General features: G+C 71.2%; 20 protein-coding genes and 1 pseudogene. 14 read left to right on the plus strand and 7 right to left on the minus strand.

Annotation, left to right across the window (positions count from 1 at the left end; all coding sequences use genetic code 11):
• Together A3Q40_RS00225 and A3Q40_RS00230 are read left to right on the plus strand one after the other, a co-directional pair.
• The gene (locus A3Q40_RS00225) at positions 1 to 1,209 is read left to right on the plus strand and encodes a polysaccharide biosynthesis protein (protein WP_157889452.1); all 1,209 of its coding nucleotides are present in this window, start codon (positions 1 to 3) and stop codon (positions 1,207 to 1,209) included.
• A complete protein-coding gene (locus A3Q40_RS00230) occupies positions 1,206 to 2,159 on the plus strand; it encodes a fumarylacetoacetate hydrolase family protein (RefSeq protein WP_068099298.1) in 954 nt (317 codons plus the stop codon). Before A3Q40_RS00225 ends, A3Q40_RS00230 begins: the two co-directional genes overlap by 4 nt.
• Positions 2,160 to 2,166: 7 nt before the next feature.
• Here the strand turns inward: A3Q40_RS00230 and A3Q40_RS00235 are convergent, their stop codons facing one another.
• Positions 2,167 to 2,811: a hemerythrin domain-containing protein gene (locus A3Q40_RS00235; protein ID WP_068099299.1), complete on the minus strand. Its 645-nt coding sequence runs from the start codon at positions 2,809 to 2,811 to the stop codon at positions 2,167 to 2,169.
• Positions 2,812 to 2,981: 170 nt separating this feature from the next.
• On the opposite strand from A3Q40_RS00235, the gene A3Q40_RS00240 reads away from it, so the two are divergent.
• Positions 2,982 to 3,959: an alcohol dehydrogenase catalytic domain-containing protein gene (locus A3Q40_RS00240; protein ID WP_068099300.1), complete on the plus strand. Its 978-nt coding sequence runs from the start codon at positions 2,982 to 2,984 to the stop codon at positions 3,957 to 3,959.
• A gap of 4 nt (positions 3,960 to 3,963) precedes the next feature.
• Here the strand turns inward: A3Q40_RS00240 and A3Q40_RS00245 are convergent, their stop codons facing one another.
• Positions 3,964 to 5,118, minus strand: coding sequence for a DUF3068 domain-containing protein (locus A3Q40_RS00245; protein WP_068104767.1), 1,155 nt, complete (start codon positions 5,116 to 5,118; stop codon positions 3,964 to 3,966).
• Positions 5,119 to 5,224: 106 nt separating this feature from the next.
• Between A3Q40_RS00245 and A3Q40_RS19625 the strand changes: the two are divergent.
• A pseudogene (locus tag A3Q40_RS19625) lies at positions 5,225 to 6,448 on the plus strand (acyltransferase family protein); the annotation flags it as partial.
• On the opposite strand, the gene A3Q40_RS21090 reads toward A3Q40_RS19625, so the two are convergent.
• From A3Q40_RS21090 to A3Q40_RS00255, 3 genes are read right to left on the minus strand one after another with little or no spacing between them, the layout of a single operon-like run.
• On the minus strand, positions 6,352 to 10,698 hold the full coding sequence (locus A3Q40_RS21090) for a DUF3367 domain-containing protein (RefSeq protein WP_068099301.1): 4,347 nt from the start codon (positions 10,696 to 10,698) through the stop codon (positions 6,352 to 6,354). The pseudogene A3Q40_RS19625 and the gene A3Q40_RS21090 overlap by 97 nt on opposite strands.
• Before the next feature lie 47 nt (positions 10,699 to 10,745).
• Positions 10,746 to 10,907, minus strand: a complete 162-nt coding sequence (locus A3Q40_RS19630) for a DUF2613 domain-containing protein (protein ID WP_072681274.1) — start codon at positions 10,905 to 10,907, stop codon at positions 10,746 to 10,748.
• A gap of 36 nt (positions 10,908 to 10,943) precedes the next feature.
• Positions 10,944 to 11,411 (minus strand): universal stress protein, encoded by a 468-nt coding sequence (locus A3Q40_RS00255; RefSeq protein WP_068104768.1) that lies wholly within the window; start codon positions 11,409 to 11,411, stop codon positions 10,944 to 10,946.
• Between the two features lie 90 nt (positions 11,412 to 11,501).
• Here A3Q40_RS00255 and A3Q40_RS00260 point away from each other — a divergent pair, with 90 nt between their 5' ends.
• A complete protein-coding gene (locus A3Q40_RS00260) occupies positions 11,502 to 12,698 on the plus strand; it encodes a glycoside hydrolase family 3 N-terminal domain-containing protein (protein ID WP_068099302.1) in 1,197 nt (398 codons plus the stop codon).
• Between the two features lie 55 nt (positions 12,699 to 12,753).
• Positions 12,754 to 13,341: a TetR/AcrR family transcriptional regulator gene (locus A3Q40_RS00265; RefSeq protein ID WP_068099303.1), complete on the plus strand. Its 588-nt coding sequence runs from the start codon at positions 12,754 to 12,756 to the stop codon at positions 13,339 to 13,341.
• 68 nt (positions 13,342 to 13,409) lie between these two features.
• Here the strand turns inward: A3Q40_RS00265 and A3Q40_RS00270 are convergent, their stop codons facing one another.
• Together A3Q40_RS00270 and A3Q40_RS00275 are read right to left on the minus strand one after the other, a co-directional pair.
• Entirely contained in the window at positions 13,410 to 14,282 is an 873-nt protein-coding gene (locus A3Q40_RS00270) for a MaoC/PaaZ C-terminal domain-containing protein (RefSeq protein ID WP_068099304.1), read from the minus strand.
• Position 14,283: 1 nt separating this feature from the next.
• A complete protein-coding gene (locus A3Q40_RS00275) occupies positions 14,284 to 15,630 on the minus strand; it encodes a 3-oxoacyl-ACP reductase (RefSeq protein WP_068099305.1) in 1,347 nt (448 codons plus the stop codon).
• A gap of 145 nt (positions 15,631 to 15,775) precedes the next feature.
• Here A3Q40_RS00275 and A3Q40_RS00280 point away from each other — a divergent pair, with 145 nt between their 5' ends.
• The 8 genes from A3Q40_RS00280 (at position 15,776) to A3Q40_RS00315 (ending at position 25,774) form a co-directional block, all read left to right on the plus strand.
• Positions 15,776 to 17,077, plus strand: a complete 1,302-nt coding sequence (locus tag A3Q40_RS00280) for an acetyl-CoA C-acetyltransferase (protein ID WP_068099306.1) — start codon at positions 15,776 to 15,778, stop codon at positions 17,075 to 17,077.
• Between the two features lie 277 nt (positions 17,078 to 17,354).
• A complete protein-coding gene (locus tag A3Q40_RS00285; protein WP_068099307.1) occupies positions 17,355 to 19,052 on the plus strand; it encodes a VanW family protein in 1,698 nt (565 codons plus the stop codon).
• Positions 19,053 to 19,156: 104 nt separating this feature from the next.
• Positions 19,157 to 19,651 (plus strand): flavin reductase family protein, encoded by a 495-nt coding sequence (locus A3Q40_RS00290; RefSeq protein WP_068104769.1) that lies wholly within the window; start codon positions 19,157 to 19,159, stop codon positions 19,649 to 19,651.
• Positions 19,652 to 19,727: 76 nt separating this feature from the next.
• Positions 19,728 to 21,302 (plus strand): carboxyl transferase domain-containing protein, encoded by a 1,575-nt coding sequence (locus tag A3Q40_RS00295; protein ID WP_068099308.1) that lies wholly within the window; start codon positions 19,728 to 19,730, stop codon positions 21,300 to 21,302.
• Positions 21,303 to 21,310: 8 nt separating this feature from the next.
• Complete coding sequence (locus tag A3Q40_RS00300; RefSeq protein WP_068099309.1) at positions 21,311 to 23,326, plus strand: acetyl-CoA carboxylase biotin carboxylase subunit; 2,016 nt, start codon at positions 21,311 to 21,313, stop codon at positions 23,324 to 23,326.
• A complete protein-coding gene (locus tag A3Q40_RS00305; protein WP_068099310.1) occupies positions 23,323 to 24,483 on the plus strand; it encodes an acyl-CoA dehydrogenase family protein in 1,161 nt (386 codons plus the stop codon). The genes A3Q40_RS00300 and A3Q40_RS00305 overlap by 4 nt, the downstream gene beginning before the upstream one ends.
• 47 nt (positions 24,484 to 24,530) lie before the next feature.
• Entirely contained in the window at positions 24,531 to 24,962 is a 432-nt protein-coding gene (locus tag A3Q40_RS00310; RefSeq protein WP_068104771.1) for a MaoC family dehydratase, read from the plus strand.
• On the plus strand, positions 24,959 to 25,774 hold the full coding sequence (locus tag A3Q40_RS00315; protein ID WP_068099311.1) for an HpcH/HpaI aldolase/citrate lyase family protein: 816 nt from the start codon (positions 24,959 to 24,961) through the stop codon (positions 25,772 to 25,774). Before A3Q40_RS00310 ends, A3Q40_RS00315 begins: the two co-directional genes overlap by 4 nt.
• Positions 25,775 to 25,812: the final 38 nt, after the last annotated feature.

The raw sequence follows: 25,812 nt of genomic DNA on the forward strand, positions 1-25,812 counted from the left end.
ATGATCCCTGCGCGCGCCTCCGCCGTGGCGGCCGGGGTGAGCATGGTGACGGCGGGATCGATGCTCGCCAACCTCGCGTCGTACGCCCTGCAGGTGGTGGCGGCCGATCTGCTGGGACCGACGGGCTACGGCGAGTTCGGCCCCCTGCTCGCGGCGCAGTTGGTGCTCGCGGTGCCGGCGCTCGCGGTGCAGACGGTGATCGCGCGGGATGCGGTGCGGGGACGGCCGCGAGCGTCGTTGCGGCGAACCGGACGACGGTGCGCGTGGGCGGTGGCCGGGGTGGCGCTCGTGGCGGCGCCGCTGCTGGCCCTGATGCTCGACATCGCCCTTCCCACGGTCGTCGCCGCCGTTGCGAGCGCGCCCGTCCTGGTCCTTCTCGCCGCGGAACAAGGTGTGCTGCAGGGGGGCTCGCGATTCCGGGACCTCGGCCTGGTGCTCGGCGCCGCCGGCGCGGGCAAGGTGGTGCCGGCCGTCGTCGCACTCGCGCTCGGGGCGTCGGCCGGTCCCGCACTGCTCGCGAGCGCCGCCGGGTCGGCAGCGGCGGTGGTCCTCGCGCGCCTGGTCGCCGACCGGCGGGCGGACGTCGCCGCGGGCGCGGCGGTGGGTCGGGTGCGGGACGTCCTCGCGGCGTCACAGGTCCAGCTGGTCATCGTGCTGCTGACGTCGGTGGATCTGCTGCTCGCCCGCCGCGTGCTCGACGCCGATCAGGCCGGGATCTACGCCCTCGGGGCCGTCGCCGCCAAGGGTGCGTTCTGGTTGCCGCAGGCCGTCGGCGTCGTGCTCTATCCCCGGATGGCGGACCCGCGCTCGTCCACCGCCGCGGTGCGCAGCGCGCTGGCCGTGCTGGCCGCGATCGGAACTGTTGTCGTCGCCGGTGCCGCCGTGGCCGCGCCGCTGGTGACCGTCGTCCTCGGGCCGGAGTACGCCGCCGCCGCGCCGCTCCTGTGGATGTTCGCAGCTCAGGGCGCGTTGTTGTCGATGGTGCAGTGCGCGCTCGTCGCGTCCGTCGCGCGCGGTGACACGCGACCGGCGGCGCTGGCGTGGCTGGTCGTCATCGGGCAGGCCGCCGTGATCCTGCTCGTCGCGGACGGTACGACGTCGTTGGTCGTTGTGGCCGTGTGCGGTGCGGCGGTGGCAACCGTTGTGACGACAGCCGTGGCCGCCCTCCCCGGCGGTGTGTTTGGATCGTCGGAGGGGGTGTCTCGATGAGAATTCGACGGGGACGGACCGGAGTCGACGTCCTGCACGAGGCGACCGATCGGTGGTACGACACCGGCGGCGCCGACGACGTGCCGACGACGGTCGTGGAGTTCCTCGCCGGCGGCGAGCGGGTGCGCGATGCGGCACGGACGGCGATCGAGCGGGCCGTGAGCGACGGTGCGCCGTCGACCGAACGCACGGCGTCGACGGCCTTCGAACCGCGGTCGCTGCGGTGCTTCGCCGGGTGGGAGAAGCACTGGAACCAGGCAGCCGAGACCCTGGTCCGGCACAACCTGCCGGCGGTGGTCCCGCTGGCCAAGGCCTACCGCGCGGTGACCCGAAAGACGTTCCCGCCCATGGCTCCCGGACCCGAGTTCGGCCGACACCCGGTGTACTACACGGGCAATCACCTCTCCATCGTCGGTGACGGCGATCCGATGCCCTGGCCGCACTACACCGAGAAGCTCGACTTCGAGCTCGAGTTCGCGGCGATCGTCGCCTCTCCGGTGCGTGATGCGTCCGTCGCCGAGGCGGAGGCCGCCCTGGGGGGCTTCGTGGTGTTCGACGATTTCAGTGCCCGCGACACGCAGTGGGTGGAGCAGCGCCAGGGTTTGTTCGGCCCGGTGATCAAGACCAAGACGTTCGCCAGCTCCATGAGTGCCGAGGTGGTGACCGCCGACGAGATCCTGCCCGTACTGGACGATCTCGGCGGCACCGTCACCGTCAACGGCGAGGTGTGGTCCTCGACCTCCACCGCCGGAGCGCGCTGGTCGATCGCCGAAGCACTCGCCTACGCCAGCCGCGGGGAGTCCGTCGGTCCGGGAGAGGTGCTGTCCTCCGGCACCCTGCCGTCGGGCTGCGGGCTCGAGCTGGACCGGTGGATCCAGCCCGGTGATCGAGTGACGCTCTCGATCGACAGGATCGGGTCGGTCACGAACACGGTGGCCAAGCGGGCCTGAGATCGGCTCAGCGGCGGACGGTGCCGACGTAGTCGAGGTAGGCGGGCGCGCCGATGGTGGTGTACGCCTGCTGCACCGGCTCGGGCAGGTGCGAGAAGAAGACGTCCCAGTTCTCCTCCGGGGTGTCCTCGGCCATCTGCCCCAGCACGATCATCGCCTTCTGCGGCGGCAACAGGCCGAACCCGCGGGCGCCGAGCTCGCCCCACTCCTCCGGGGTGAGCAGCTGGTCCACCAGCGGCAGAATGCGCTCCTCCTCGCGGTCGAGGTGGTCGACCAGCGGGGGCAGCAGGGCGTCGAGCGCCTCGGCCAGCCTGTCACCGTGCGCGCGGTCGGCCGTTCCGGACCAGTCCCGTAGGGCCGACTGCACCGCGTCGATCGAGCTCCCGATGCTGCCGTGATCGGCGTCCATGGAGTCGAACAGATCGGTGAATTCCGCGGCTCGCTCACGCAGCTTCGGCCAGAGCAGCTGGTCCTCGCCCTCGTGGTGGTGATGCAGCAGATCGAGCAGGTCGGTGAGGTGTTCGCTCACCACGCCCGAGCGGGTGGTGTCCCCGTCCGGCACCGCCCGCACCATGTCCGGGGCCAGCCGGAGCTCCCGGCGGAACACGCTGTGGATGATGACCATGTCGCGCGAATCGGTCTTCTCGGCCATGCGAGCTCCCCGGAGTTGCTGCTGATGTTGCGCGGAGCGTACGCCGGGGACGGTTGTCGCGTCGGGTTTCGGGGCTGCTCAGGTTCCCGCCACCCTCACTGGTTGCAGCCTGAGCAGGTGACTGGAACCTGCGCACCCCACCCTCCCGCGCCCCGTGTAGAGAAGGACGCATGCGCGCACTGGTGATCGAGGAGTTCGGCCGGCCCGGAGAGATGCAAGAGGTGCCGCGGCCGGATGCGGCACCCGACGGCGCCGTGATCGCGGTGGCGGCCACCGGGGTGTGCCGCAGCGACTGGCACGCCTGGCAGGGGCACGACGACGGCGTGCCGTTGCCGTTCGTGCCGGGCCACGAGTTCGCGGGCACGGTGGTGTCGGTGGGCAGCGAGGTGGACCGCGCGTGGCTCGGGCAGCGGGTGACCACGCCGTTCGTGTGCGCGTGCGGTCGGTGCGACGAGTGCGCGGCGGGCGAGCAGCAGGTGTGCGCGCGGCAGGAGCAGCCGGGGTTCACGCACGACGGATCGTTCGCCGAGTTCGTCGCGGTGCGCTACGCGGAGACGAATCTGGTGGCGCTGCCCGACGCGGTGTCGTTCGACGTCGCCGCCACCCTCGGCTGCCGCTATGCGACGGCGTGGCGGGCGGTGCATCGGCGGGCGCGGGTGGTCGCGGGTGAGCGGGTGGGGGTGTTCGGGTGCGGTGGTCTGGGCCTGTCGGCGGTGATCGTCGCCGCGCAGGCGGGTGCCCACGTCACGGCGGTGGATCGGTCGCCGGACGCTCTGGAGTTCGCGCGACGGCTGGGTGCGGCCGACGCGGACACCACGATGCCGTCGGAGCTGCACGTGGCGCTGGAGTGTTCGGGCCACCCGGCTCTGGTGAACGCCGCGCTGCGGTCGCTGCGCCGACGCGGCCGACACGTGCAGGTGGGACTGCTGCCCGACGGCGCGCACACCGCAATGGACGTGGTGATCGCCCGCGAGCTGGACGTCATGGGCAGTCACGGCATGCCCGCGCGCGACTACCCGGAGCTGCTGCGCACGCTGCCGATCGACGCGGTCGCCTCGATGATCGCGCGCCGAGAACCACTCGAGGGCGCCCAGCTCGCGCTGGACGCCCTCGGTGAAGCGCCCGGGGTGACGATCCTGCACCCCTGACCGGTCAGTCCTTGCGCAGGTTGGTGCGCGGGATTTCTTCGGTGCGGTCGGTGGTCCAGTCGTGGCCGGGACCGTCGGTGCCGCGCGCGTCGTACGCCTGCGTCGGGGCGTCCGGTGCGGGTCCGGTCGCGGTGGCGGGGCGGCCGGTGCCGCGTCCGCCGCGCAGCAGCAGGACGAGGCCGAGGATCAGGGAGATCAGACCGACGACGCCGGCGACGATCGGGATCGTGCGGCCGATGAGCGCGATCTGGTCCATGCCGTCGCGGGCGCGGCCCAGCTGGTACTCGACGGTGTTGTCGTCGAAGGCGATCGGCGCGCGGATCACGTCCACCTCGGGGGTGCCGGCGCGGCGTGCGTAGTACTGGTGCACGTCCTCCTGGCCCTTGACGATCACGCCGGTGGTGGGTTCGACGTAGATATCGCGGGTGTTCTCGTAGAACCGCGTCATGGTGATGGTCTGGTCGCCACCCTCGACGCCCCACGTGCTGGCCGGCAGAGCGAGTTTGTTGGTCGGCGACGCGACCACCTGCGACAGGTCCTGCGCCGGGATGGTCTGGGTGTAGTGGTAGACGGTCACACCCTCGATCTGCGTCTCCTCGACGAAAGTCATGTCGAAGGACTTCCGCGCCACGGTGTCGAAGAACGGGTACGTCTGCTTCTGCGCGTCGAACGGGAACTTGTACTGCAGACCGGTGTGCGGGACCTCGGTGGCCGGCTGGTCCGCCTGGCTCTGGATGGAGCCGACCGGGTCGACGGGCATGGAGGACACACGGTCGATCGTCACGCGGTCGACGACGGCGGTGAGCAGGCCGGTGTCGCCCTGCCGGTCGGTGCGGCGCAGCGTGGAGCCGGCCTGCACGGTGATGCGGTCGGAGTCCGACGGCTCCTCGGTGGTGACGAAGCGCTGCGAGACCAGGGGAACGTTCTCGTCGACCCGTGCGGGGCCCGCGGAGAGGGACCGGGAGTCGAGGACCGACCCGGTGCCCGTGGCGACGGTGGTGATCTCGAGGTCCAGCGGGGTCTTCTCGAGCCGTCCCACCGTGTAGAGCGGGATGAGGATCGCCACGACCAGCAGGAACACGCCGAGGCCGATGAGGATCGACGGAAGCACGCGCTTCGGAGACTGGGTCGACGCGGGTGCCGACGAACTTCTCGCCATGGACATGAACTCCTGTGGTCAGGTGGTCGAGCGCGGCCGGAACTGCCCGAACCCTAACGTATCGCCCACGAGGGGGCGGGACCTGTGAGGCACACTGGGCAGGACCATGACCAGCGACGCTCCTTCCGTATCGGCGACGACGCCCGACGCGACGCCGGCGCGCGTGCCGACGGGCCCGGTGGCCGGCTTCGTCCCGGCGCTCGAGGGGATGCGCGGTCTGGCGGCGGTGGGCGTCCTGCTCACCCACGTCGCGTTCCAGACGGGCACGTTCTCCGTGCCGGTGGTGGGTCCGCTGCTCGGCCGGCTGGACCTCGCCGTGGCGGTGTTCTTCGCGCTCTCGGGCTTCCTGCTCTGGCGCCCCCATGCGGCGGCGGCGCGGGGACTCGGTCCCGAGCCGTCGGCGCGTCGGTATCTGCTGCACCGCGCGGCACGCATCCTGCCCGTCTACTGGGTGGTGGTGATCCTGGTGCTGGCGCTGCTGCCGGGCGCGGGTGGCGGTCTCGGGCTGTGGCTCGCGAACCTGACGTTGGTGCAGGTCTTCGTCCCGCTCTCGCTCACCCAGGGGCTCACACAGATGTGGTCGCTGTCGGTGGAGGTGGCGTTCTATCTTCTCCTTCCGCTGTTCGGGTGGCTGCTGGTGCGGTTGTCAGGTCCGCGCGCACGGTGGCGGGTGCCCGTGCTCCTGGGTGTCGCAGCGGCGTCGACGGCGTGGACGTTCCTGCCGATCGCGACGGTGGACGGGGTGAACATCGAGAACTGGCTTCCGGGCTACCTGTCCTGGTTCGCCGCGGGCATGGTCGTCGCGGAGACGGCGGCGGAGGTCGCCGCGCGGCCGGTCGGATCGGCGCGTCCTCGATTGGCCCGCATCGCCGATCGACGCTGGGCGTTGCTCGCGGTCGCCGCCGTCGCCTTCGCCGTCGCGGCCACCCCGGTGGCCGGTGAGCAGGACTTGACGACGCCCGCCGCATGGCAGTTCGCCGTCAAGGTCTCGCTCGGCGCCCTCGTCTCCTTCTGCCTGCTGGCTCCGTTGGTCCTGGGCACGTCGGTCCGGACGCGGTGGCTCGGTGGGGAGTTCGCGGTGACGATCGGTCGGTGGTCCTACGGCATCTTCGTGTGGCACCTCGCGGTCCTCGCGGTGGTGTTCCCGGTGTTGGGGATCTCGCCGTTCGCGGGACAGTTCCCGCTGGTGGCCGCCGCGACCCTGGTGTTGACCGTCCCCGTGGCCGCGGCCGGTTACGCCTTGATCGAGGAGCCGGTGCGAGTGTTCGTCCGCGATCGGGAACGGCGCAGACGGGCGGTGCGGCCGGCGAGCGAAGACGACTCCGCAGCCGTGGCCAGCAACACCGAGACCGCCGGTGCCGCCACCGCCAGCACCGCGGCCCCCTGAATCACCGCGGAGTGGCCGACGTAGCCGTCGGCGGCGCGCCAGGGTCCCGTCGAGAGCATCGCCCCGGCCAGCGTGAACCCGACGCCGGCGACGACGACGGCGCTGCGACCGCCGACCACCGGACCGAACCGTGAGCGCACCCCGACGAGCGCGGCGGCGAGGGCCGCGACCAGCCCGAGCCCCGCGAGTCCGCCGATCACCCAGGCCGCACCGGCCAGGCCGAGGGACCCGGCGACGAGGCCGCGCCAGGGGCGGACCGGCGTCGCGGCGTCGTCGACACGCCGAGGTCCGACGAGCAGGAACGCGATCAGCGCGGCCGTCAGCATCAGTCCGGCGACCAGGGCCGTTCGGTAGGTGGTGTCGGCGGGGAACGTCAGAGTGACCTCCCCGGAGACGCAGGCGGGCACCACCCAGCCCTGCTGCCACCCGTTCACCACCACCGGTGTCAGCACGGTGCCGTCGGGAAGCGTCGCGCGCCAGACCGACGTGCTCTCCGGAACCACCAGGATGCGGTCCTTCTCGGCTCCCGCGAGCGTCACGCGTCGGGTGTGTTCGGTCCATTCGCCGGCGGCGACCGCCACGGGGTTCGGCCCGGCGGCGGGGAACGCGCGCAGCGGCGCGCTGCGCAGCGTCACCGAGTCGACGACGAACGCGTCCCCGGGATCGACCGACACCGACTGCGCGCCCGCCGGGAGCGGGATCGGGTTGGAGACGTTCGCGGCGACGGGAACGTCGCCCGCGCACACGGTCGCGGGAACCGGGACGCCCGACGCGAGCGCCGAGGCGGGCGCGGTCACCGCGGTGCGAACGAGCTGCCCGGCGACGGTCAGCGTGGGGCCCTCGCCGCACGGGAGAACGACGGGGGTGTCGGGGTCGGTCCCGGCCGCGGACAGAGACGGATCGTCCGACCGGACGGCGATCTCGGCGAGTCCGGGTGGGCGGATGCGGTCGAAGCCGAGGGCGGTGCGGTCGAGGACGTCGTCCCAGTCGAGCAGGGACAGCACGATGCGGTCGGTCTCGGCGGGCTCGAGGTCGACGTCGGTGGTGCCGTCGGGATCGATCTCGCGCACCTGAGGTCCGGTGCCGAGATCGACGACGACGCGAGTGGGGTGCGCGGGCAGGGTGCCGAGCGACTGCGTGAGCGCGAGGCCGTCGACCCGCGCCCGTCGCGGAAGGGTCAGCGTCACCGTGGGGTACGTGCCGGCGCGGGACTCGACCGCATCCGGCGACGCGGTCCAGCTGGTGCGGTCGTCTCCGTCGGTGAGGGCGAACGCCGAACCGCGGACGTCGGTCACCTCGGAAGCGCCGCGTGCGCGGGGGCGTCCGTCGCGGGCGAGAAGATCCTCGAGCGCGGAGCCGGGCCGTCCGCGGACCCAGACCTCCGGCGTCACCGCCGTGCCTTGCGGAACCGACAATGTTCGCTGGAACGCATCGACCTCTTCGGGGTCGATGCCGACGCCGCCGGCGCAGCGAACTCGATCGGGCGTGTCGATGCACGCCGCGCGGCCCGGAAGCTCCTGCGCGAGTGACCATCCCGTTACGGTCACGCCCGGTGCCGGAGCGGGCAGGTCGGTGCGGTGCTCGATGCGGACCGGCCGGGGCGCCGCGGGATCGGAGAAGTCCGTGAGCCGCAGGTCCGCGATGCCGAACTGGGCTCCGCGCGACCCGTCCTCGGTCTGCGTCGCCGTGATGCGGACGAACGTCGTGCGACCCGCGGGGAGCGAGACCACCACGGGCTCACCCGGTTCGGTGATCCGCGCGGCGGACGTGCCGGTGTCCGTGGCAATCTCCACCCACTTGACCGGGGAGCCGAGCGACCCTGCGGTGGTGCGGAATTCGAGCAGACCCGATGTCAGCGGGGTGTCGGGGCGCAGCTCGAGCCACTGCCCGACGGCGCTCTCGAGGCCGTTGCTGATCCACCCCGTGACGAGGTCGCCGTCGACCGCCGCGGCCGGATTCGCGCCCGGCAACGCTCCGCCGAACTGGGTGGCGTCGGATGCGGAGGAGGACACCGTGATTCGGGCGCCGCGCCAGGATCCCGTGACCGGTGGAGTGGGCCCGGCCGGATAGTCCGGGACGGCGTTCAGGGTGCGCCGCGCGTCGTCGGGGGCACGGACGGAACTGCTGTGGTCGTCGACCGAACCGAAGTCGACCTCGCGCTCGACCGGGGTGTCGGTGACCAGCACGTCGTCCACGGGCAGGCCCGCCGCCCGCGCGTCGCCGTCGAGCAGGATCGGGCCCGCCGGGACCGGGGCGATACCGCCGCGTTCGCGCTCGTCGTCCAGGCGCGCCGCGACCTCCGGCCCGCCCTGCACCCGCGGCACCGACTCGGCCGTCACGGTGTAGGGCCCGGCCGGCGTGTCACCCGCATCGACCTCGAAGATCTCGATCGCCGGGTACGTCGGACGCAGGTCGGAGTCCGACACGATGCCCTCGACATCACCCGGGCCGACGTCGTCACCGAACGTCGCGACGCGGCGCAGACCGGGCGATCCCTCGATCGCCTGGTGGACCGTGGACGTCCGGGTCGACCGCGAGGTCTCGGGGTCGAGATCGTTGCGCAGCACCAGATGTCGCACGTTCATCGTCGTCAGGGTGGCGGCCAGTCCGGCCGACGACCGGCCGTTCGCGAGGAGCCGCTGCACGGCGTCGAGCGCGCGGATCGCGCCCGGCGGCACCAACGGCACGGCGTCGCGCACCGCCCACGGCGACGACGCCAGGGCTTGGATCGGTTCGTCGCGGGTCAGGCCCCAGAGCTGGGACGCCAACGGCGCGCCGGGGACGACGAGGGCGCGTGATCGGGCCGGGTCGTCGCCCGCACGGTCGGTCAACCACTGTGCCGCCTGCGACCACGCGTCGGGCACGGCAGGGTACGCACCCCGCGGGGCGAGGCGTCCCGTCCAGGCCAGCGACGTCGCGACGGTGAGCGCGACGAGGATCAGCGCGGCGAAGGCCAGCAGCGGATTCTGCTCCGGGTGGCGGGCGGCGCGGCGCCACCGCGGCGAGGACACGGTGCCCGGCAGCGGGGCGAATCGGAGCAGGTGGGCGACACCGAGGGCGAGGGGCAGGCGGATCAACGGCTCGAGCTTGTGGATGTTGCGCAGGGGTGCGCCCACCCCGTCGAGGAACGCGCGCACCGGGTCGGACACCGGCGAGGCCAGCCCGCCCACGTACCCGGCGGCCATGCCCACCACACCGATCAGGAGGATCAGCGTGAGCCGTCCGCGCGCGGGCATCGACCGCATCGCGAGGCCGGCGAGCCCGGCGGCGGCGACGACGCAGGAGGCGAGGACGACGGCCGGCTGCGTCACGACGATCGCACCGGCGATGCGTTCCGGCGAGACGAACGGCGTCCAACTGCTGGTGCCGCGGACGGCTTCTGTCAGGGAGGCCCACTGCGTCGTCGTGCCGGCGGATTCGATGTAGTCGAGGAAGGGTGGGCTGACCCCGCCGAGAACGAGGAGCGGCACGATCCACCACAGCGTCGCCGCGAGCAGCGCCGCGATCCACCAGCGCGTGAACTGCCACCACCGCGCGTCGGGTCGGTGCGCGAGCCACCAGACGACGGCGACCAGCGTGGCCGCGGCGGTGGCCACGGCGTTCACCGCACCCATGAGGGCGACCGCGACGGCGGAGGACGCGGCGGCGCGACGGACGTCGATCGCCCGCCCGGAGAAGACGCGCACCAGAGGAATCAGCACCCACGGCGCCAGCATCACCGGAAGCGACTCGGAACTGATCGAGCCCAGGGTGGTGAGGACCCGCGGGGCCAGCACGAACGTCAGCCCGGCCACCACCCGCGATCCGCGGCTGCCGATCTCGAGCGCCTCCGCGAGCCGCACGATGCCCCAGAACCCGGCGAACAGCAGCAGCGCCCACCACAGGCGTTGCGTGACCCAGCCGGGAACGGCGAGGACGTCACCGAGCGCGAAGAACGCCCCGTGCGGAAAGAAGTATCCGTACGCCTGGTTCTGCACCTGACCGAGCGGCGCGTCGGAGGTCCACAGGTGCGAGGCGCGGGAGAGGAACCCGAGCGGATTCTGCGTGAGGTCGTACTTGGTGTCGGCCACGATCAGGCCGGGGGCCTGCAGGAACGACAGGATCAGCGCGCCGAGGGCGGACCAGAGCCGCCACCGAGCGCCGACGGGCGCGACGGAGTGCACCGCCGCGCCGACGGGCGCGACGGAGTGCACCGCCGCGCCGACCGGCTCCCGGGGGCCGTCGGGCGGTGCGGGAGCGGTCAGCGGCTGCCGTATTCGACCTGGTTGAGCAGCGAGGAATCCGCGTTGCCCGACCGGTCGATCTCGGGACGGCTGTTCGACGAGGCGGCGGCGGTGGCGCCGAAGACCACGGCGACGCCCAGCACGGCTCCGACCAGGGCACTCACGGCTGCGGATTTCACGCGCTCAACGTACCAGGACGGCTTGCCGTCCGGGTGTCAGCGGCCGGGCGGAACGATGAGAACGGGGCGATGACTGTGCTTGAGCACGAGATCGGCCACCGACGACTGCAGCAGCGACCGCAGGCCGGTGCGACCGCGGGTACCGGTGACGATGATGTCGGCGTTCACCTCGTCGGCCACCTCGACGATGGTGGTCCAGATGGCGGAGTGCGACTCCTCGCACCGGCCGTCGGCGTTGATCCCGGCGCGCGCCGCGAGCTCGAGTCCCTCGGAATTGGTGGCGCGCGCGTCGGACAGCGCGATGTCCTCGGTGGTCTCGTCCGGCAACCATTCCGGGGCCATGACCCCCGACAGTCCCGACATACGGGCGGCCTGGCGCACCATCGGTTCCCAGGCGGTGACGACGATGGCCCGCTCGGACTGGAGGAAGCGACCGGCGTACTGGACGGCGCGACGGGCGTTGTCCGACCCGTCGTAGGCGATCAACATGACGTCACAGGACATGGCGGTCCTCCCGACGGGGTTGGGGGTCGTGGCCTGCACCTTACCGGCGCACCGCATCACCCGCGCGGCCATCGCGATAACGTTTCGGACATGCCCGGATACCGCCTGACCTGTCTCCTGGCCGTGTCGACCGTCGCGCTGGCGGCCTGTGGCTCGGGGTCGCAGAGCGACGCACCGGAGGCTCCCGCCCCGTCCCCCGCAGCGGCCTCGGAATCGGCGGGTCCGACGTCCTCGGCCGTGTCGTCCGGGTCGGCGGCCGCACCCCCGGCCACCACGGACAGCTGTGCGCAGGCGGTGGCGGCCCTCACCGAACGGCAGCGCCTGGCGCAACTGCTGACCGTCGGCGTCACCGGGACCGACGACGCCCTGGCGGTCGTGCGGGCCGAGCAGGTCGGCGGCGTGTTCGTGGGCAGTTGGACCGAGCCGAGCATGCTCGCCGGCGGCGGCGTCGCGCAGGTTCAGGAGGCCGCGTCGATTCCCGTCATGGTGACCATCGACGAGGAAGGTGGACGCGTCTCGCGGGCAGAGGACCTGCTCGGCTCGATCCCGAGTGCGCGGGAGACCGCGGCGACGATGACGCCGGAGCAGACCTACGCGATGTGGCGCGAGCGCGGGGAGGGGCTCCGGAACCTCGGTATCACCGTCGACTTCGCGCCCGACGTCGACGTCAGCGCGCAAGCGGACGACACCGTGATCGGTGACCGGTCGTACTCGGACGATCCGGCGACTGTCGTCGCTTACGCCGATGCGGCGGCGCGCGGCCTGCGCGACGCGGGCGTGCTGCCCGTGATCAAGCACTTTCCCGGCCACGGTGCGGCGTCGGGTGACTCGCACACCGGCGCCGTCACGACCCCGCCGCTCGGCGACCTGCAGACCCGCGATCTGGTGCCGTTCCGCGAGCTGGCCCGTCCCGGCGTCGGCGCCATGGTGGGTCACCTCGACGTCCCCGGACTGACGGCGCCGGGTGAGCCCGCCAGCATCAGCCCGGCGGCGATGGCGCTGCTGCGCGACGGCACCGGGTACGGCGCGGCACCGTTCGACGGCCCGATCTTCACCGACGATCTGTCCGGCATGGCGGCCATCACCTCCCGCCTGGGCATCGAGGAGGCGGTGGAGGCGGCGCTGGTCGCCGGCGCCGACGTCGCGTTGTGGATCACGACGGACGCCGTCCCGGACGTGCTCGACCGCCTGGAGGACGCGGTGGCGACGGGTCGGCTGACCGATGCGCAGGTGAACGAGAAGGTAGCAACGGTCCTGCGGGCCAAGGCGGCCCCGGGATGCGTGTGAGCGAGCTGACCGTCGAGTAAGGTCGGGGATTGCACCGACGACCGCGGGAGGGCGCATGGCTGGCGGAACCAAGCGGTTGCCGCGCGCCGTCCGCGAACAGCAGATGCTCGACGCGGCCATCGAGGTGTTCTCCGAGAACGGCTTTCACGCCACGTCGATGGATTCGATCGCCGCGCGAGCGCAGATCTCCAAGCCGATGCTGTACCTGTACTACGGCAGCAAGGACGAACTGTTCGCTGCCTGCATCCACCGTGAGGGACTCGAATTCGTCCAGGCCATGACGCCGGCGGCGGACCCGTCGCTCAGCCCGCGTGAGCAGCTTCGCAAGGCCCTGGTGGGGTTCCTGACATTCGTCGACCAGCATCGGTCGTCGTGGATGGTGCTCTACCGTCAGGCGATCGGGCAGCAGGCGTTCGCCGGCCAGGTGCAGAGCAGCCGTGACCGGCTGATCGCCCTCACGGCGTCGTTGCTGGAGATGAGCACCAAGGACCCGGGCCCGGAGCACGACTTCGGGCTCATGGCCGTGGCGCTGGTCGGCGCCGGCGAGGCGGTCGCGGACCGCGTGGCCGGCGGTGAGGTGGACGTCCACCAGGCCACCGAACTCCTCGAGACACTCGCCTGGCGCGGTCTCCGCGCGTCCTGACTGACGCAAGCACGGCCACCTCGAAGGGTGGCCGTGCTCCCGTGTCGATCGGTTCAGCGTCGATCAGGTCAGCGCAGCGTGCCCGTCAGGAAGGGGTAGCCCTTCTTGGGGTGCTTCAGCGCCAGGTCCCACTGCCCGTGCTCGCCCGCCCGGTCCGCGTAGACGTTGACCTTCGCCGGCAACACGATCGGCTTGCCGAACTTCACCGTGTACGTCGTCGATTCGGCGATGCGGCCGTCGACCGCGCCGAGAACGGCCGCGGCGCTCCACATTCCGTGGGCGATGGTGCGCGGGAACCCGAAGGCCTTGGCGCCCAACGACGAGACGTGGATCGGGTTGCGATCACCCGACACGGCGGCGTACTTCGAGATGACCTTCTGGTCCGGCCGCAGCGTGGTGAGCGGCGGCGGTGGAACCTCGTCGGCCGGCGGCGCTTCACGCGGGCCGCCCGACAGGGAGGTCTTCTGCAGCGACAGGAACGTCGAGGTCTGCCGCCACACCGTCTCGCGTCCGACGGCGACGTCGCTGATCAGGTCGATCAGCAGGCCCTTGCGGTGCTCGCGCAGGTTCTCCGCGTGCACGGTGACGTCCAACGGCTCGAGCACGGAGACCGGACGCAGGCTCTCGATCACGTTCTCCGCGTGGACCGACCCCATGGCGGCGAACGGGAAATCCTTCGACACCATCAGCGACATGACGGTCGGGAACACCAGCGTGAACGGGTAGGTGAGGGGGAGCGCATCCGTCAGCCGGAGGCCCGTCACCCGGCAGTACGCCGCCAGGTTGTCCGGATCCACCCGTACCCCGGCCAGTTTCAGCGTCGTGCTCGGCACGGACCGGGTCCGCTTGCCGCCGCCGAGGATCGGCACCGAATCGAGCGCGGCGCGCGCGTAGACGTCGCGGATGCGCGGCGGCGCGTCGAGCGTGATCACGTCACCCACGTCAGGCTCCGATCAGGGACTGACCGCACACGCGCACGATCTGGCCGGTCACGGCGTTGGAGGCGGGGCTCGCGAAGTAGGCGATGGTCTCGGCCACGTCCACGGTCTGGCCGCCCTGCAGCAGCGAGCTCATCCGTCGTCCCGCCTCGCGCGTGGCGAACGGAATGGCCGCCGTCATCGCGGTCTCGATGAAGCCGGGGGCGACGGCGTTGATGGTGATGTTCTTCTTCGCCAGCTCCGGTGCCTCGGCGTGGACCATGCCGATGACGCCGGCCTTCGACGCACCGTAGTTGGTCTGGCCGCGGTTGCCCGCGATGCCGGCGATGGAGGACACGTCGATCACGCGGCCACCCTCGTTCAGCGTGCCGGACTTCACCAGCGACGACGTGATGCGGTGCGGCGCAGCGAGGTTGACCCCGATGACGGAGTTCCACCGAGCGTCGTCCATGTTGGCGAGCAGCTTGTCGCGCGTGATGCCGGCGTTGTGCACCACGATGTCGAGGCCACCGTGACGCTCCTTCACGTGCTTGGCCAGGACGTCGGCGGCGTCGGGCGAGGTGACGTCGAGGGCCAGCGAGGTTCCGCCCACCTTGTTGGCCGTCTCCGACAGCGCCTCACCGGCAGCCGGGATGTCGGCGCAGATGACGTGCGCGCCGTCGCGCGAGAGGACCTCGGCGATGGTGGCGCCGATGCCGCGCGCGGCGCCGGTGACCAGGGCGACCTTGCCCTCCAGGGGCTTGTCCCACGACGCGGGAGCGGTGGACGAGTCCTTGCCGACGGCGATGACCTGGCCGGAGACGAACGCGGACTTGGCCGAGAGGAGGAAGCGGAGGGTCGACTCGACACCGGACAGGTCGGGTGCGGCGTCAGAAGAGACGTAGACCAGCTGCGAGGTGCCGCCGCGGCGCAGTTCCTTGCCGACGCTGCGGGTGAAGCCCTCGAGCGCACGCTGGGCGATGTGCTCGTCGACCGACGACGTCTCCTCGGGCGTGGTGCCGAGCACCACGACGCGGCTCGACGGTCCGAGGCGCTTGATGTTCGGGGAGAAGAACTGGAAGAGCTGCTCGAGTTCCTCGATGGACGCGATTCCGGTGGCGTCGAAGACCAGGGCGCCCAGCTTGTCGTCGTGCGCGCTGGCGACGGGGTAGTCGGACAGCAGGACGCGCAGGGGCTCGGCGAGGCGCCCGCTGCCGCCGATCAGGATCGGTCCGGCGAGCGGCGGCTCACCCGGCTGGTAGCGGCGCAGCGTCTCCGGCTGCGGCAGTCCGGCCTGCTTCGCGAGGAACGCGCCGGGTGCCGAGGACAGGAACTGCGAGTAGAGGTCGGGGGCTCCCTTGGTGGCTGCCATGTCTCACCTTCGTGTCTCGGGGAATGTCGTGTTTCGCGACTTGTCGGGTGGTGTCGACAAGTAACTTACCGGTGAGTAAGAATAGAGTCCACGACGATGCGGCCACAAGGCGGCCGTACCCTCCGCGCACAGGGAGAACGAAGCAGTGACCAGTACAGAGAAGCGCCCCGTCGCGATCCTCGGTGGCAACAGAATTCCGTTCGCCCGCTCGAACAAGGCGTACGCGAACGCGTCCAACCAGGACATGCTGACCGCCGCCGTCGACGGTCTGGTGAGTCGGTTCAACCTCCAGGGCGAGCGGCTGGGCCTGGTCGGCGGTGGCGCCGTCCTCAAGCACCCGCGCGACTTCAACCTCACCCGCGAGGTGGTACTCGGCAGCGCGCTCAGCCCGTACACCCCGGCCTTCGACCTGCAGCAGGCCTGTGGCACCAGCATGCAGACCGTGATCGCAGTCGGTGACGCCATCGCGGCCGGCCGCATCGAGTCCGGCATCGGCAGCGGCGTGGACACCACCTCCGACGCTCCCATCGGCGTGAACAACGAGCTGCGGGAATTCCTGCTCTCGCTCAACCGCGCCAAGAGCACCACCGACCGCCTCAAGCTGCTCGCGAACATGCGCCCGTCCATGCTGGGCATCGAGATTCCGCGCAACGGCGAGCCCCGCACCGGCAAGTCGATGGGCGAGCACGCCGCGGAGACCGCCAAGGAGTTCGGCATCCGCCGCGAGGATCAGGACGCGCTGGCCGCCGCGAGCCACCGCAACATGGCCGCGGCGTACGACTCCGGGTTCTTCGACGACCTGATCACCCCGTACCTCGGCCTCACCCGCGACGACAACCTGCGTCCCGACTCGTCGGAGGAGAAGCTGGCCAAGCTCAAGCCGGTCTTCGGCACCTCGCTGGGCGACGCCACCATGACCGCCGGCAACTCGACCCCGCTCACCGACGGCGCGTCCGCCGTGCTGCTGTCGAGCGACGAGTGGGCCGAGCAACACAACCTTCCCGTGCTGGCCCACCTGGTGGACTCCGAGTTCGCCGCCGTCGACTACGTCCACGGCAACGGCTCGTACAAGGACGGCCTGCTCATGGCCCCCACCTACGCGATCCCGCGTCTGCTCGAGCGCAACGGCCTGACGCTCCAGGACTTCGACTATTACGAGATCCACGAGGCTTTCGCGTCCGTCGTGCTGGCCACGCTGCAGGCCTTCGAGAGCGACGAGTACTGCAAGGAGCGTCTGGGCCTCGACGGCGCACTCGGCTCGATCGACCGGAGCAAGCTCAACGTGCACGGCTCCTCCCTCGCGGCGGGTCACCCGTTCGCCGCGACCGGCGGCCGTGTCGTGGCGACGCTCGCGAAGATGTTGTCGCAGAAGGGGTCCGGCCGCGGCCTGATCTCCATCTGCGCTGCCGGCGGTCAGGGGATCACCGCCATCGTCGAGGCCGCCTGACCGGTTCTCGCGTACACGAAGGGACCCGGCAACGAGGGGTGGCCGGGTCCCTTCGTGCTGTCCGGGGTCTTGTCGAGCCGAGCGTCGTGACGAGCGGCTCCCCGGTTTCGATCCGGCGCCCCCGATCGGAGGTGCCCCGCCGGAACCGGGGAGCCGTTCGCGGGCAGGGCCGCGGCTGTAACGCTTCCCGACCCGCCCCGATAGAGGGGGTGGCTCCGCAGTGCTGCCCGACCCCCGACCCGGCAGCGCTGCGGGGCCTTCTCGGTAGGCTCGGGCCGTGAACCAGCAACACTCGCGCACGTCGCCGGCGTGGAAGCCCGTGGCCGTGGTCGCCGGCGCCGTCGTCGCCGTGGGAGTCGTGCTCTACGCGGCCGACTGGTTCACCTCCACCGGCGACATCCCGCGCGGTGTGACCGTGGCCGGAGTCGACGTGGGCGGTCGGAGCCCCCGGGATGCGGAAGCTCTGCTGCGCGATCGTCTCGGCTCCCGCGCCGACCGGCCCGTCATGGTCCGGGCGGACGACGCCACCGCGGAAATCGTCCCTGCCGCCGCCGGCCTCGGGATCGACTGGGCCGGGACTCTCGACCGGGCCGGTGATCAGCCTCTGTCGCCGATCACGCGGCTGACGTCGTTCTTCGGCTCGCGTGAGATCGGCGTCGTCTCGTCGGTCGACGACGCCGCCCTGACCGCCGCCGTCGAGAACCTCCGTCCCGTCGTGGACCGGGCGCCCGTGGAGGGCGGCGTGGTGTTCGACGCCGCCACACCGGTTCCGGTCCTGCCGGTGACGGGACGGACGCTGGACGTCGACGCGGCCGCCTCCACCCTCGAACGGGACTGGGCGACGGGAAACACCGTCGACCTCCCCTACGACGGGCAGGCCGTGACCGTCACCGAGCAGGGCGTCCGGGATGCCGTCGACGAGGTGGCCACACCGGCCGTGGCCGCTCCCGTCGTCGTCACGGGCCGGGAGAACGCCGTCACCGAGCTGCCGCCCGAGCGGGTGGGCGAGGTGCTGCGCTTCGAGCCGAACGACGACGGCGGACTCGATCCGATCTACGACACCGACGCCGCGATCCGCATCCTGGCGCCGGGACTGGCCGAGACGGAGACGCGCCCGGTGAACGCGCGCTTCGACTTCTCCTCGGGCCGGCCCGTCGTCGTGCCGTCGCAGGAGGGCGTGGCCGTGCAGTGGCCGCAGACGCTCGAGAACCTGCCCGACCTGCTGGCCGGCGATGGCCCCGCGCGATCGGTCGAGGCGCAGTACGGTCCGCAGGCGCCCGCGGTGACCACCGAGCAGGCGAACGGCCTCGGCATCCGAGAAGTGGTGGCCGAGTACACCACCGGCGGGTTCGAGTACGCGTCCGGCGTGAACATCGGGCTGACCGCGGACATCGTGAACGGCGCCGTCGTCGCACCCGGCGAGACGTTCTCGCTCAACGGCTACACCGGGCCGCGCGGGACGGCGCAGGGCTTCGTCGAGTCCGGCATCATCGACAACGGTCGGCCCGATCGCGCCGTCGGCGGCGGCATCAGCCAGTTCGCCACCACGCTCTACAACGCCTCTTACTTCGCCGGCATGGAGGACGTCGAGCACACCGAACACAGCTACTACATCTCCCGCTACCCCGAGGCGCGGGAAGCGACGGTCTTCGAGGGCGCGATCGACCTGAAGTTCCGGAACCCCTTCGAGACCGGCGCGGTGATCGAATCCTTCGCCGACTCGTCGTCCGTCACGGTGCGGATCTGGGGCACCAAGACCGTCGACGTCGAGTCGATCACCGGGTCACGGTCGGCGCCGACCTCACCGGACACGATTCGACTGCCGCGCGGCCCGCAGTGCATCGCGTCGAGCGGCGCCCCGGGCTTCACGACGAGCGACACCCGCGTCGTCACCGACGCCGCCACGGGAGCCGAGCTCTCCCGGACCACTCGCACCGTGAAGTACGACCCGGTGCCCATCGTGAGGTGTGAATAGCGCCGGTACCGCTCACCGTGATCCGAACCCCGGGCCTGTGACCTTGCACGGTCCACCCCCGCGGGTGGTGGCGGCCGGGTGAGCGCGGACCTACCGTGGAGTTCATGAGTCTCGCCTCCACCACCGACCTCGACCAGGACACGTTGCGCCGGGCGTACGGCACGTTTCCCAGCGGGGTCGTGGCGATCGCGGCGGAGATCGACGGCGAGCGCGTGGGGTTGGCGGCAAGCAGTTTCGTCTCGGTGTCGATCGATCCGCCCCTCGTGGCCTTCTGCATCCAGAACACGTCGAGCACCTGGCCGCGCCTGGCGGCCGCGTCGCACCTCGGCATCAGCGTGCTCGGGGAGGCGCACGACGTCGCCGTGCGGACGCTCGCGGCCAAGACCGGCGACCGCTTCGCCGGGCTGACCACCTCGACCAGCGACGACGGTGCCGTCTTCGTCGAAGGGGCGTCGGCCTGGCTGGACACCACCGTCGAGCAGCAGGTTCCCGCCGGCGATCACGCAATCGTGCTCCTGCGCATCCACGGGCTCGACGTCCACAGCGGGGTCGCTCCCATCGTCTTCCAGGGGAGCAGGTTCCGCCGCCTCGTGGAGTGAGTCCGCGCTCGTGGACTTTCGGTTAATCATCGTTTACCGTCTTGGTTAAGGACGATTAACCGAGAGACGGTGGCACATGGCGGTTCGGACAGGTGCGTATCGCGACGCGCACCTCGCGCTGGTCGAGGAGTTGCGGGCGGTCACCGACGCGGCGGCTCGCGGTGGAAGCGAGAAGGCCCGCGCACGGCACGTCGAGCGCGGCAAGCTGCTGCCGCGTGACCGCGTCGACACGCTGCTCGACGACGGCAGCCCGTTCCTCGAGGTCGCCCCGCTGGCGGCGAACGGAATGTACGACGACGCGTGCCCGGGCGCCGGTGTCGTCGCCGGGATCGGGCGCGTGGCCGGCCGCGAGGTGATGGTGGTGGCCAACGACGCGACGGTCAAGGGCGGCACCTACTACCCGATGACGGTCAAGAAGCATCTGCGCGCGCAGGAGATCGCGCTGCAGAACCGGCTGCCCTGCGTCTATCTGGTCGATTCGGGCGGTGCGTTCCTGCCGATGCAGGACGAGGTGTTCCCGGACCGTGAGCACTTCGGCCGGATCTTCTACAACCAGGCGACCATGAGCGCGCAGGGCATCGCACAGATCGCGGCGGTGATGGGCTCGTGCACCGCGGGCGGTGCGTACGTCCCGGCGATGAGCGACGAGGCGGTGATCGTGCGGAATCAGGGCACGATCTTCCTCGGCGGGCCCCCGTTGGTGAAGGCCGCGACGGGTGAGGTGGTCACCGCGGAGGAGCTCGGCGGCGGCGACGTGCACGCGAAGGTCTCCGGGGTGGCCGATCATCTCGCGGCCGACGACCGTGATGCGTTGCGACGCGTCCGGGCCATCGTCGGCACGCTGGGACCGAAGTCCGCGGCGCCGTGGGAGACGATCGCGCCCCGCCCGGCGGCGGACCAGACCGAGTTGTACGACGTCGTGCCGACCGATCCGCGCACGCCGTACGACGTGCACGAGGTCATCACCCGGCTGGTCGACGCGGGCGAGTTCGCGGAGTTCAAGGCCGAGTACGGCACGACGTTGGTGACGGGCTTCGCGCACATCGCGGGACATCCCGTGGGCATCGTCGCCAACAACGGGGTGCTCTTCGGCGAATCCGCCGTCAAGGGAGCGCATTTCATCGAGCTGTGCGACAAGCGCAGCATCCCGCTGCTGTTCCTGCAGAACATCACCGGCTTCATGGTCGGCCGGGAGTACGAGGCCGGCGGCATCGCCAAGCACGGCGCGAAGATGGTCACCGCCGTCGCGTGCGCGCGGGTGCCGAAGCTGACGGTGGTGATCGGTGGCTCCTACGGCGCCGGCAACTACTCGATGTGCGGGCGCGCCTATTCGCCTCGCTTCCTGTGGATGTGGCCGAATGCGCGGATCTCCGTCATGGGCGGCGAGCAGGCGGCGTCGGTGCTCGCCACGGTGCGCAGTGATCAGCAGTCCGCGTCCGGGGAGCCGTGGACCGAGGAGGACCAGGAGCGGTTAAAGGCCCCCATCCGCGCGCAGTACGAGGAGCAGGGTAATCCCTACCACTCGACCGCGCGATTGTGGGACGACGGCATCATCGACCCGGCCGACACCAGAACAACACTGGCGCTGGCACTCTCGGTCTGCGCGGGCGCGCCGCTGCCGCCCGTGTCCTACGGCGTGTTCAGGATGTGACGGTAGCCATGACTGCAGACATCACCACCGTGCTCGTCGCCAACCGCGGCGAGATCGCCGTCCGCGTGTGTCGGACGTTGCGGCGGTTGGGTATTCGCTCCGTCGCGGTGTACAGCGACGCCGACCGCGACGCCCTCCACGTGCGCGCCGCCGACACCGCGGTGCGCCTGGGCCCGGCGTCCGCGCGAGAGAGCTACCTCAGCATCGACGCGGTCATCGACGCCGCGCGCCGGAGCGGCGCCGACGCGATCCACCCGGGGTACGGATTCCTCTCGGAGAACGCCGAATTCGCCGCGGCGTGCGAGCGCGCGGGCATCGTGTTCGTCGGTCCGCCCACCGGGGCGATCCGCACGATGGGCGACAAGATCACCGCGAAGAAGGCCGTGTCCGCGTTCGACGTTCCGGTCGTGCCGGGTATCGCCGAGCCGGGGTTGACGGACGACGAGTTGGTCGCCGCGGCACCGGAGATCGGTTTCCCGGTGCTGATCAAGCCGTCGGCCGGCGGCGGCGGCAAGGGCATGCACGTCGTCGAGTCCGCGGAAGCATTGCGCCCGGCGCTCGAGCGGGCACGTCGGGAGGCCGCGTCGTCGTTCGGGGACGACACGCTGTTCCTCGAGCGATTCGTGCTCTCTCCCCGGCACATCGAGGTGCAGGTGATGGCCGATGCGCACGGCTCGGTGGTGCACCTGGGCGAGCGGGAATGCTCGCTGCAGCGTCGGCACCAGAAGGTGATCGAGGAAGCTCCGTCACCGCTGCTCGACGAGGCCACGCGCGCTCGGATCGGTGAGGCGGCGTGCGCGACGGCGCGCAGCGTCGACTACGTCGGCGCCGGAACCGTGGAGTTCATCGTGTCCGCCGACGCGCCGGACGAGTTCTTCTTCATGGAGATGAACACCCGTCTGCAGGTGGAACATCCGGTGACCGAGGAGGTCACGGGGCTCGACCTGGTCGAGCTGCAACTGCGGGTGGCGGCGGGGGAGCGGTTGCCGATCACGCAGGACGAGGTGACCCTCACCGGTCACGCAGTCGAAGCACGCGTCTACGCCGAGGACCCGGCGCGGGGGTTCCTGCCCACGGGCGGCACCGTCGTCGGGCTCGTGGAACCGACCGGACCCGGGGTCCGCGTGGACTCCTCGCTCACCGTCGGGTCGGTGGTGGGCAGCGACTACGACCCCATGCTGTCGAAGGTGATCGCGCGCGGCCGCGACCGCGCCGACGCGCTGCGCATCCTGACGAGGGCACTGGCGGGCACCGCAGTGCTGGGTGTGGGCAACAACATCGACTTCCTGACCTACCTGCTCGGCACCGACGACGTGGTCGCCGGACGGCTCGACACCGGGCTGCTGGACCGCGTCGTCCCCGACTACACCGCGCCCGACGTGCCCGACGAGGTGCTGATCGCCGCGGCGACGTTCGGGTGGGCGTCGTCGTGGCCCATCGGCGAGGTCGATCCGTGGACCGTCCCGTCGGGATGGCGGGCGGGGGGACGTCGGGCGCCGATCACCGTCGTCGTCGACGACGGCACGACCCGCCGCGTCGTGACCTTCTCCGGCTCCCCGACCGACGCCGTCGTCACCGTCGACGGCGGATCGGACCGCGCGCTCGCGGTGTCGGTGGAGGGCGACGACGTGAGTGTCGTGCTCGACGGTCTGCGGCACACCGTGACGGTGGTATCGGACGCGGATTCCCTCTGGGTCGCCGGTCGCGGCGGCAGCCGTCGCCTCCGGGTCGCCGCCGAGGTGGACCTTGCCGAGGCGGATGCGGCCGCCGCGTCCGACGAGATCCGCAGCCCCACGCCCGGCACCGTGATCGCCACCCCGGTGGCCGACGGCGCCGAGGTCCGCGCCGGCGACGTGGTGGTCGTCGTCGAGGCGATGAAGATGGAACACGCACTCACGGCCCCGGCCGACGGCGTGGCGACCGTGTTCGTCACCCGCGGCGAGCAGGTCGCCGTCGACCAAGTCCTGGCGCAGCTGCGCACCGATACGTCCCCCGACACGTCCCCCGAGGAGAACGCGGCATGACCGACCTGAGTACGGGCTCGTTGCCCGACGAGTACACCCAGCTGGCCAAGACGGTTCGCGACTTCGCCCGCACGGTCGTCGCTCCCGTTGCCGCGCAGCACGATCGGGACCACACGTTCCCGTACGAGGTGGTGCGGGGGATGGCCGACATGGGCCTGTTCGGCCTGCCGTTCCCCGAGGAGTACGGCGGCATGGGTGGCGACTACTTCGCCCTCTGCCTGGCGCTCGAGGAACTGGGCAAGGTGGACCAGAGCGTCGCCATCACCCTCGAAGCCGGGGTGTCTCTGGGTGCGATGCCGGTGTACCGGTTCGGCACCGAGGCGCAGAAGCAGGAGTGGTTGCCGCGCTTGACGTCCGGCCGCGCACTCGGTGCCTTCGGCCTCACCGAGCCCGGAGCGGGCAGTGACGCCGGCGGCACCCGCACCACGGCCGTGCGCGACGGTGACTCCTGGGTGATCAACGGCTCCAAGCAGTTCATCACCAATTCCGGAACCGACATCACCGAGCTGGTCACCGTCACCGCGGTCACCGGCCGAGACGCCTCCGGCAAGGCGCAGATCTCCTCGATCCTCGTGCCCACGAACACACCGGGGTTCGAGGCCGGACCCGCCTACGACAAGGTGGGATGGAACGCCTCCGACACCCACCCGTTGACGTTCACCGACGTCCGGGTGCCCGCGGAGAACTTGCTCGGGGAAGAGGGACGCGGCTACGCCGGGTTCCTGCGGATTCTCGACGAGGGCCGCATCGCGATCGCCGCGCTGGCGGTCGGCGCGGCGCAGGGCTGCGTCGACGAGAGCGTGAAGTACGCCCGCGAGCGCGAGGCGTTCGGCACCGCGATCGGACGCAACCAGGCCATCGCGTTCAAGATCGCCCGCATGGAGGCCCGCGCCTACGCCGCCCGCACCGCCTACTACGACGCCGCCGCACTCATGTTGGCCGGCAAGCCATTCAAGAAGGAAGCGGCGATCGCCAAGCTGGTGGCATCGGAGGCCGCGATGGACAACGCCCGCGACGCCACCCAGATCCACGGCGGCTACGGATTCATGAACGAGTACGCGGTCGCCCGGCACTACCGGGACAGCAAGATTCTCGAGATCGGCGAGGGCACCACCGAAGTCCAGCTGATGCTCATCGCGCGCCAGGTGGGCCTGTGACCGGCGACCCGGTCCGCGTCGTCCAGCGCGGGCTGTGGTTCGACGAGATGGAGATCGGTACCGTCTACGAGCACCGGCCCGGACGCACGATCACCGAGGCCGACAACGTCCTGTTCACCACCCTGACGATGAACACGCAGGCGTTGCACCTCGACGCCGCCTACGCCGCGGACACCACCTTCGGTGAGCGCCTGGTCAATTCGATGTTCACCCTCTCCACGCTGGTCGGACTGTCGGTGGCGCAGCTGACGCAGGGCACGATCGTCGCGAACCTCGGATTCTCCGACATCGCTTTTCCCAAGCCGTTGTTCCACGGTGACACGCTGTACGCCGAGACGCTGATCGCGGCCAAGCGCGAGTCGTCGTCGCGGCCGGGTGAAGGCATCGTGACGTTCGAGCACACCGGGCGCAACCAGCACGGCGTCGTGGTGGCGACGGCGACCCGGAAAACGTTGGTGCGGCGGGAGCCGAGTGCGTGAGTGTCGGTCCCGTGAGCCCTGTCTGGATGTTCTGTCCCGCCGACCGACCCGAGCGGTACGCCAAGGCGGCAGCCGCGGCCGACGTGGTGATCCTCGACCTCGAGGACGCCGTCGCGCCCGCCGACAAGGCCGCCGCCCGGGCGGCGGTGATAAAGAACCCGCTGGACCCGGCTCGGACCGTGGTACGGGTGAACGCTCGCACCACCGACGAGTTCGCCGCCGACCTCGCCGCTCTCGACCGCACGCCGTACCGCCGCGTGATGGTGCCCAAATGTGAATCGGCCGAGGACGTTCGGGCACTGAGCGGCCGTGAGGTGGTCGCCCTGATCGAGACCCCGTTGGGTGTGGTGCGCGCGGCCGAGGTCGCCGCCGCCGACGGGGTCGTGGCCGTGATGTGGGGTGCGGAGGATCTGATCGCCGCACTCGTGGGAGAGTCCTCGCGCTGGGCCGACGGGTCCTACCGGGACGTGGCGCACCACGCGCGGTCGTCGGTGCTGCTCGCGGCGAAGGCCTTCGGGCGGGCGGCCCTGGACTCGGTCTACCTCGACATCGCCGACCTGGACGGGCTGCGTGCGGAGACCGACGACGCCGTCGCCGTGGGATTCGACGCGAAGGTCGCGCTGCACCCGACGCAGGCCGCCGTGATTCGGGATTGCTACACCCCGTCAGAAGCCCGGATCGACTGGGCGCGGCGGGTTCTCGCGGCCGCCGACACGGAACGCGGGGTGTTCACCGTCGACGGCAAGATGGTCGACGCACCCGTGATCCGGCACGCCGAGCGCATCCTCCGGTCGGTGCCGCCCGAGGGGTGAGCCCACCTGCGCAGGTTCCCGCCACCCTCACCGGTTGC

The organism is Rhodococcus sp. PBTS 1, assembly GCF_001620025.1.
Classification (GTDB): Bacteria; Actinomycetota; Actinomycetes; order Mycobacteriales; family Mycobacteriaceae; genus Rhodococcoides; species Rhodococcoides kroppenstedtii.

Bases quoted from the DNA above. Each gene is read 5' to 3' on its own strand.
- A3Q40_RS00255 (WP_068104768.1), bottom strand. From the start codon at position 11,411: ATGTCCTGTGACGTCATGTTGATCGCCTACGACGGGTCGGACAACGCC.
- A3Q40_RS00245 (WP_068104767.1), bottom strand. From the start codon at position 5,118: ATGGCGAGAAGTTCGTCGGCACCCGCGTCGACCCAGTCTCCGAAGCGC.
- A3Q40_RS00300 (WP_068099309.1), top strand. From the start codon at position 21,311: ATGACTGCAGACATCACCACCGTGCTCGTCGCCAACCGCGGCGAGATC.
- A3Q40_RS00290 (WP_068104769.1), top strand. From the start codon at position 19,157: ATGAGTCTCGCCTCCACCACCGACCTCGACCAGGACACGTTGCGCCGG.
- A3Q40_RS00275 (WP_068099305.1), bottom strand. From the start codon at position 15,630: ATGGCAGCCACCAAGGGAGCCCCCGACCTCTACTCGCAGTTCCTGTCC.
- A3Q40_RS00310 (WP_068104771.1), top strand. From the start codon at position 24,531: ATGGAGATCGGTACCGTCTACGAGCACCGGCCCGGACGCACGATCACC.
- A3Q40_RS00240 (WP_068099300.1), top strand. From the start codon at position 2,982: ATGCGCGCACTGGTGATCGAGGAGTTCGGCCGGCCCGGAGAGATGCAA.
- A3Q40_RS00230 (WP_068099298.1), top strand. From the start codon at position 1,206: ATGAGAATTCGACGGGGACGGACCGGAGTCGACGTCCTGCACGAGGCG.
- A3Q40_RS00295 (WP_068099308.1), top strand. From the start codon at position 19,728: ATGGCGGTTCGGACAGGTGCGTATCGCGACGCGCACCTCGCGCTGGTC.
- A3Q40_RS00265 (WP_068099303.1), top strand. From the start codon at position 12,754: ATGGCTGGCGGAACCAAGCGGTTGCCGCGCGCCGTCCGCGAACAGCAG.
- A3Q40_RS00225 (WP_157889452.1), top strand. From the start codon at position 1: ATGATCCCTGCGCGCGCCTCCGCCGTGGCGGCCGGGGTGAGCATGGTG.
- A3Q40_RS00235 (WP_068099299.1), bottom strand. From the start codon at position 2,811: ATGGCCGAGAAGACCGATTCGCGCGACATGGTCATCATCCACAGCGTG.
- A3Q40_RS00305 (WP_068099310.1), top strand. From the start codon at position 23,323: ATGACCGACCTGAGTACGGGCTCGTTGCCCGACGAGTACACCCAGCTG.
- A3Q40_RS00260 (WP_068099302.1), top strand. From the start codon at position 11,502: ATGCCCGGATACCGCCTGACCTGTCTCCTGGCCGTGTCGACCGTCGCG.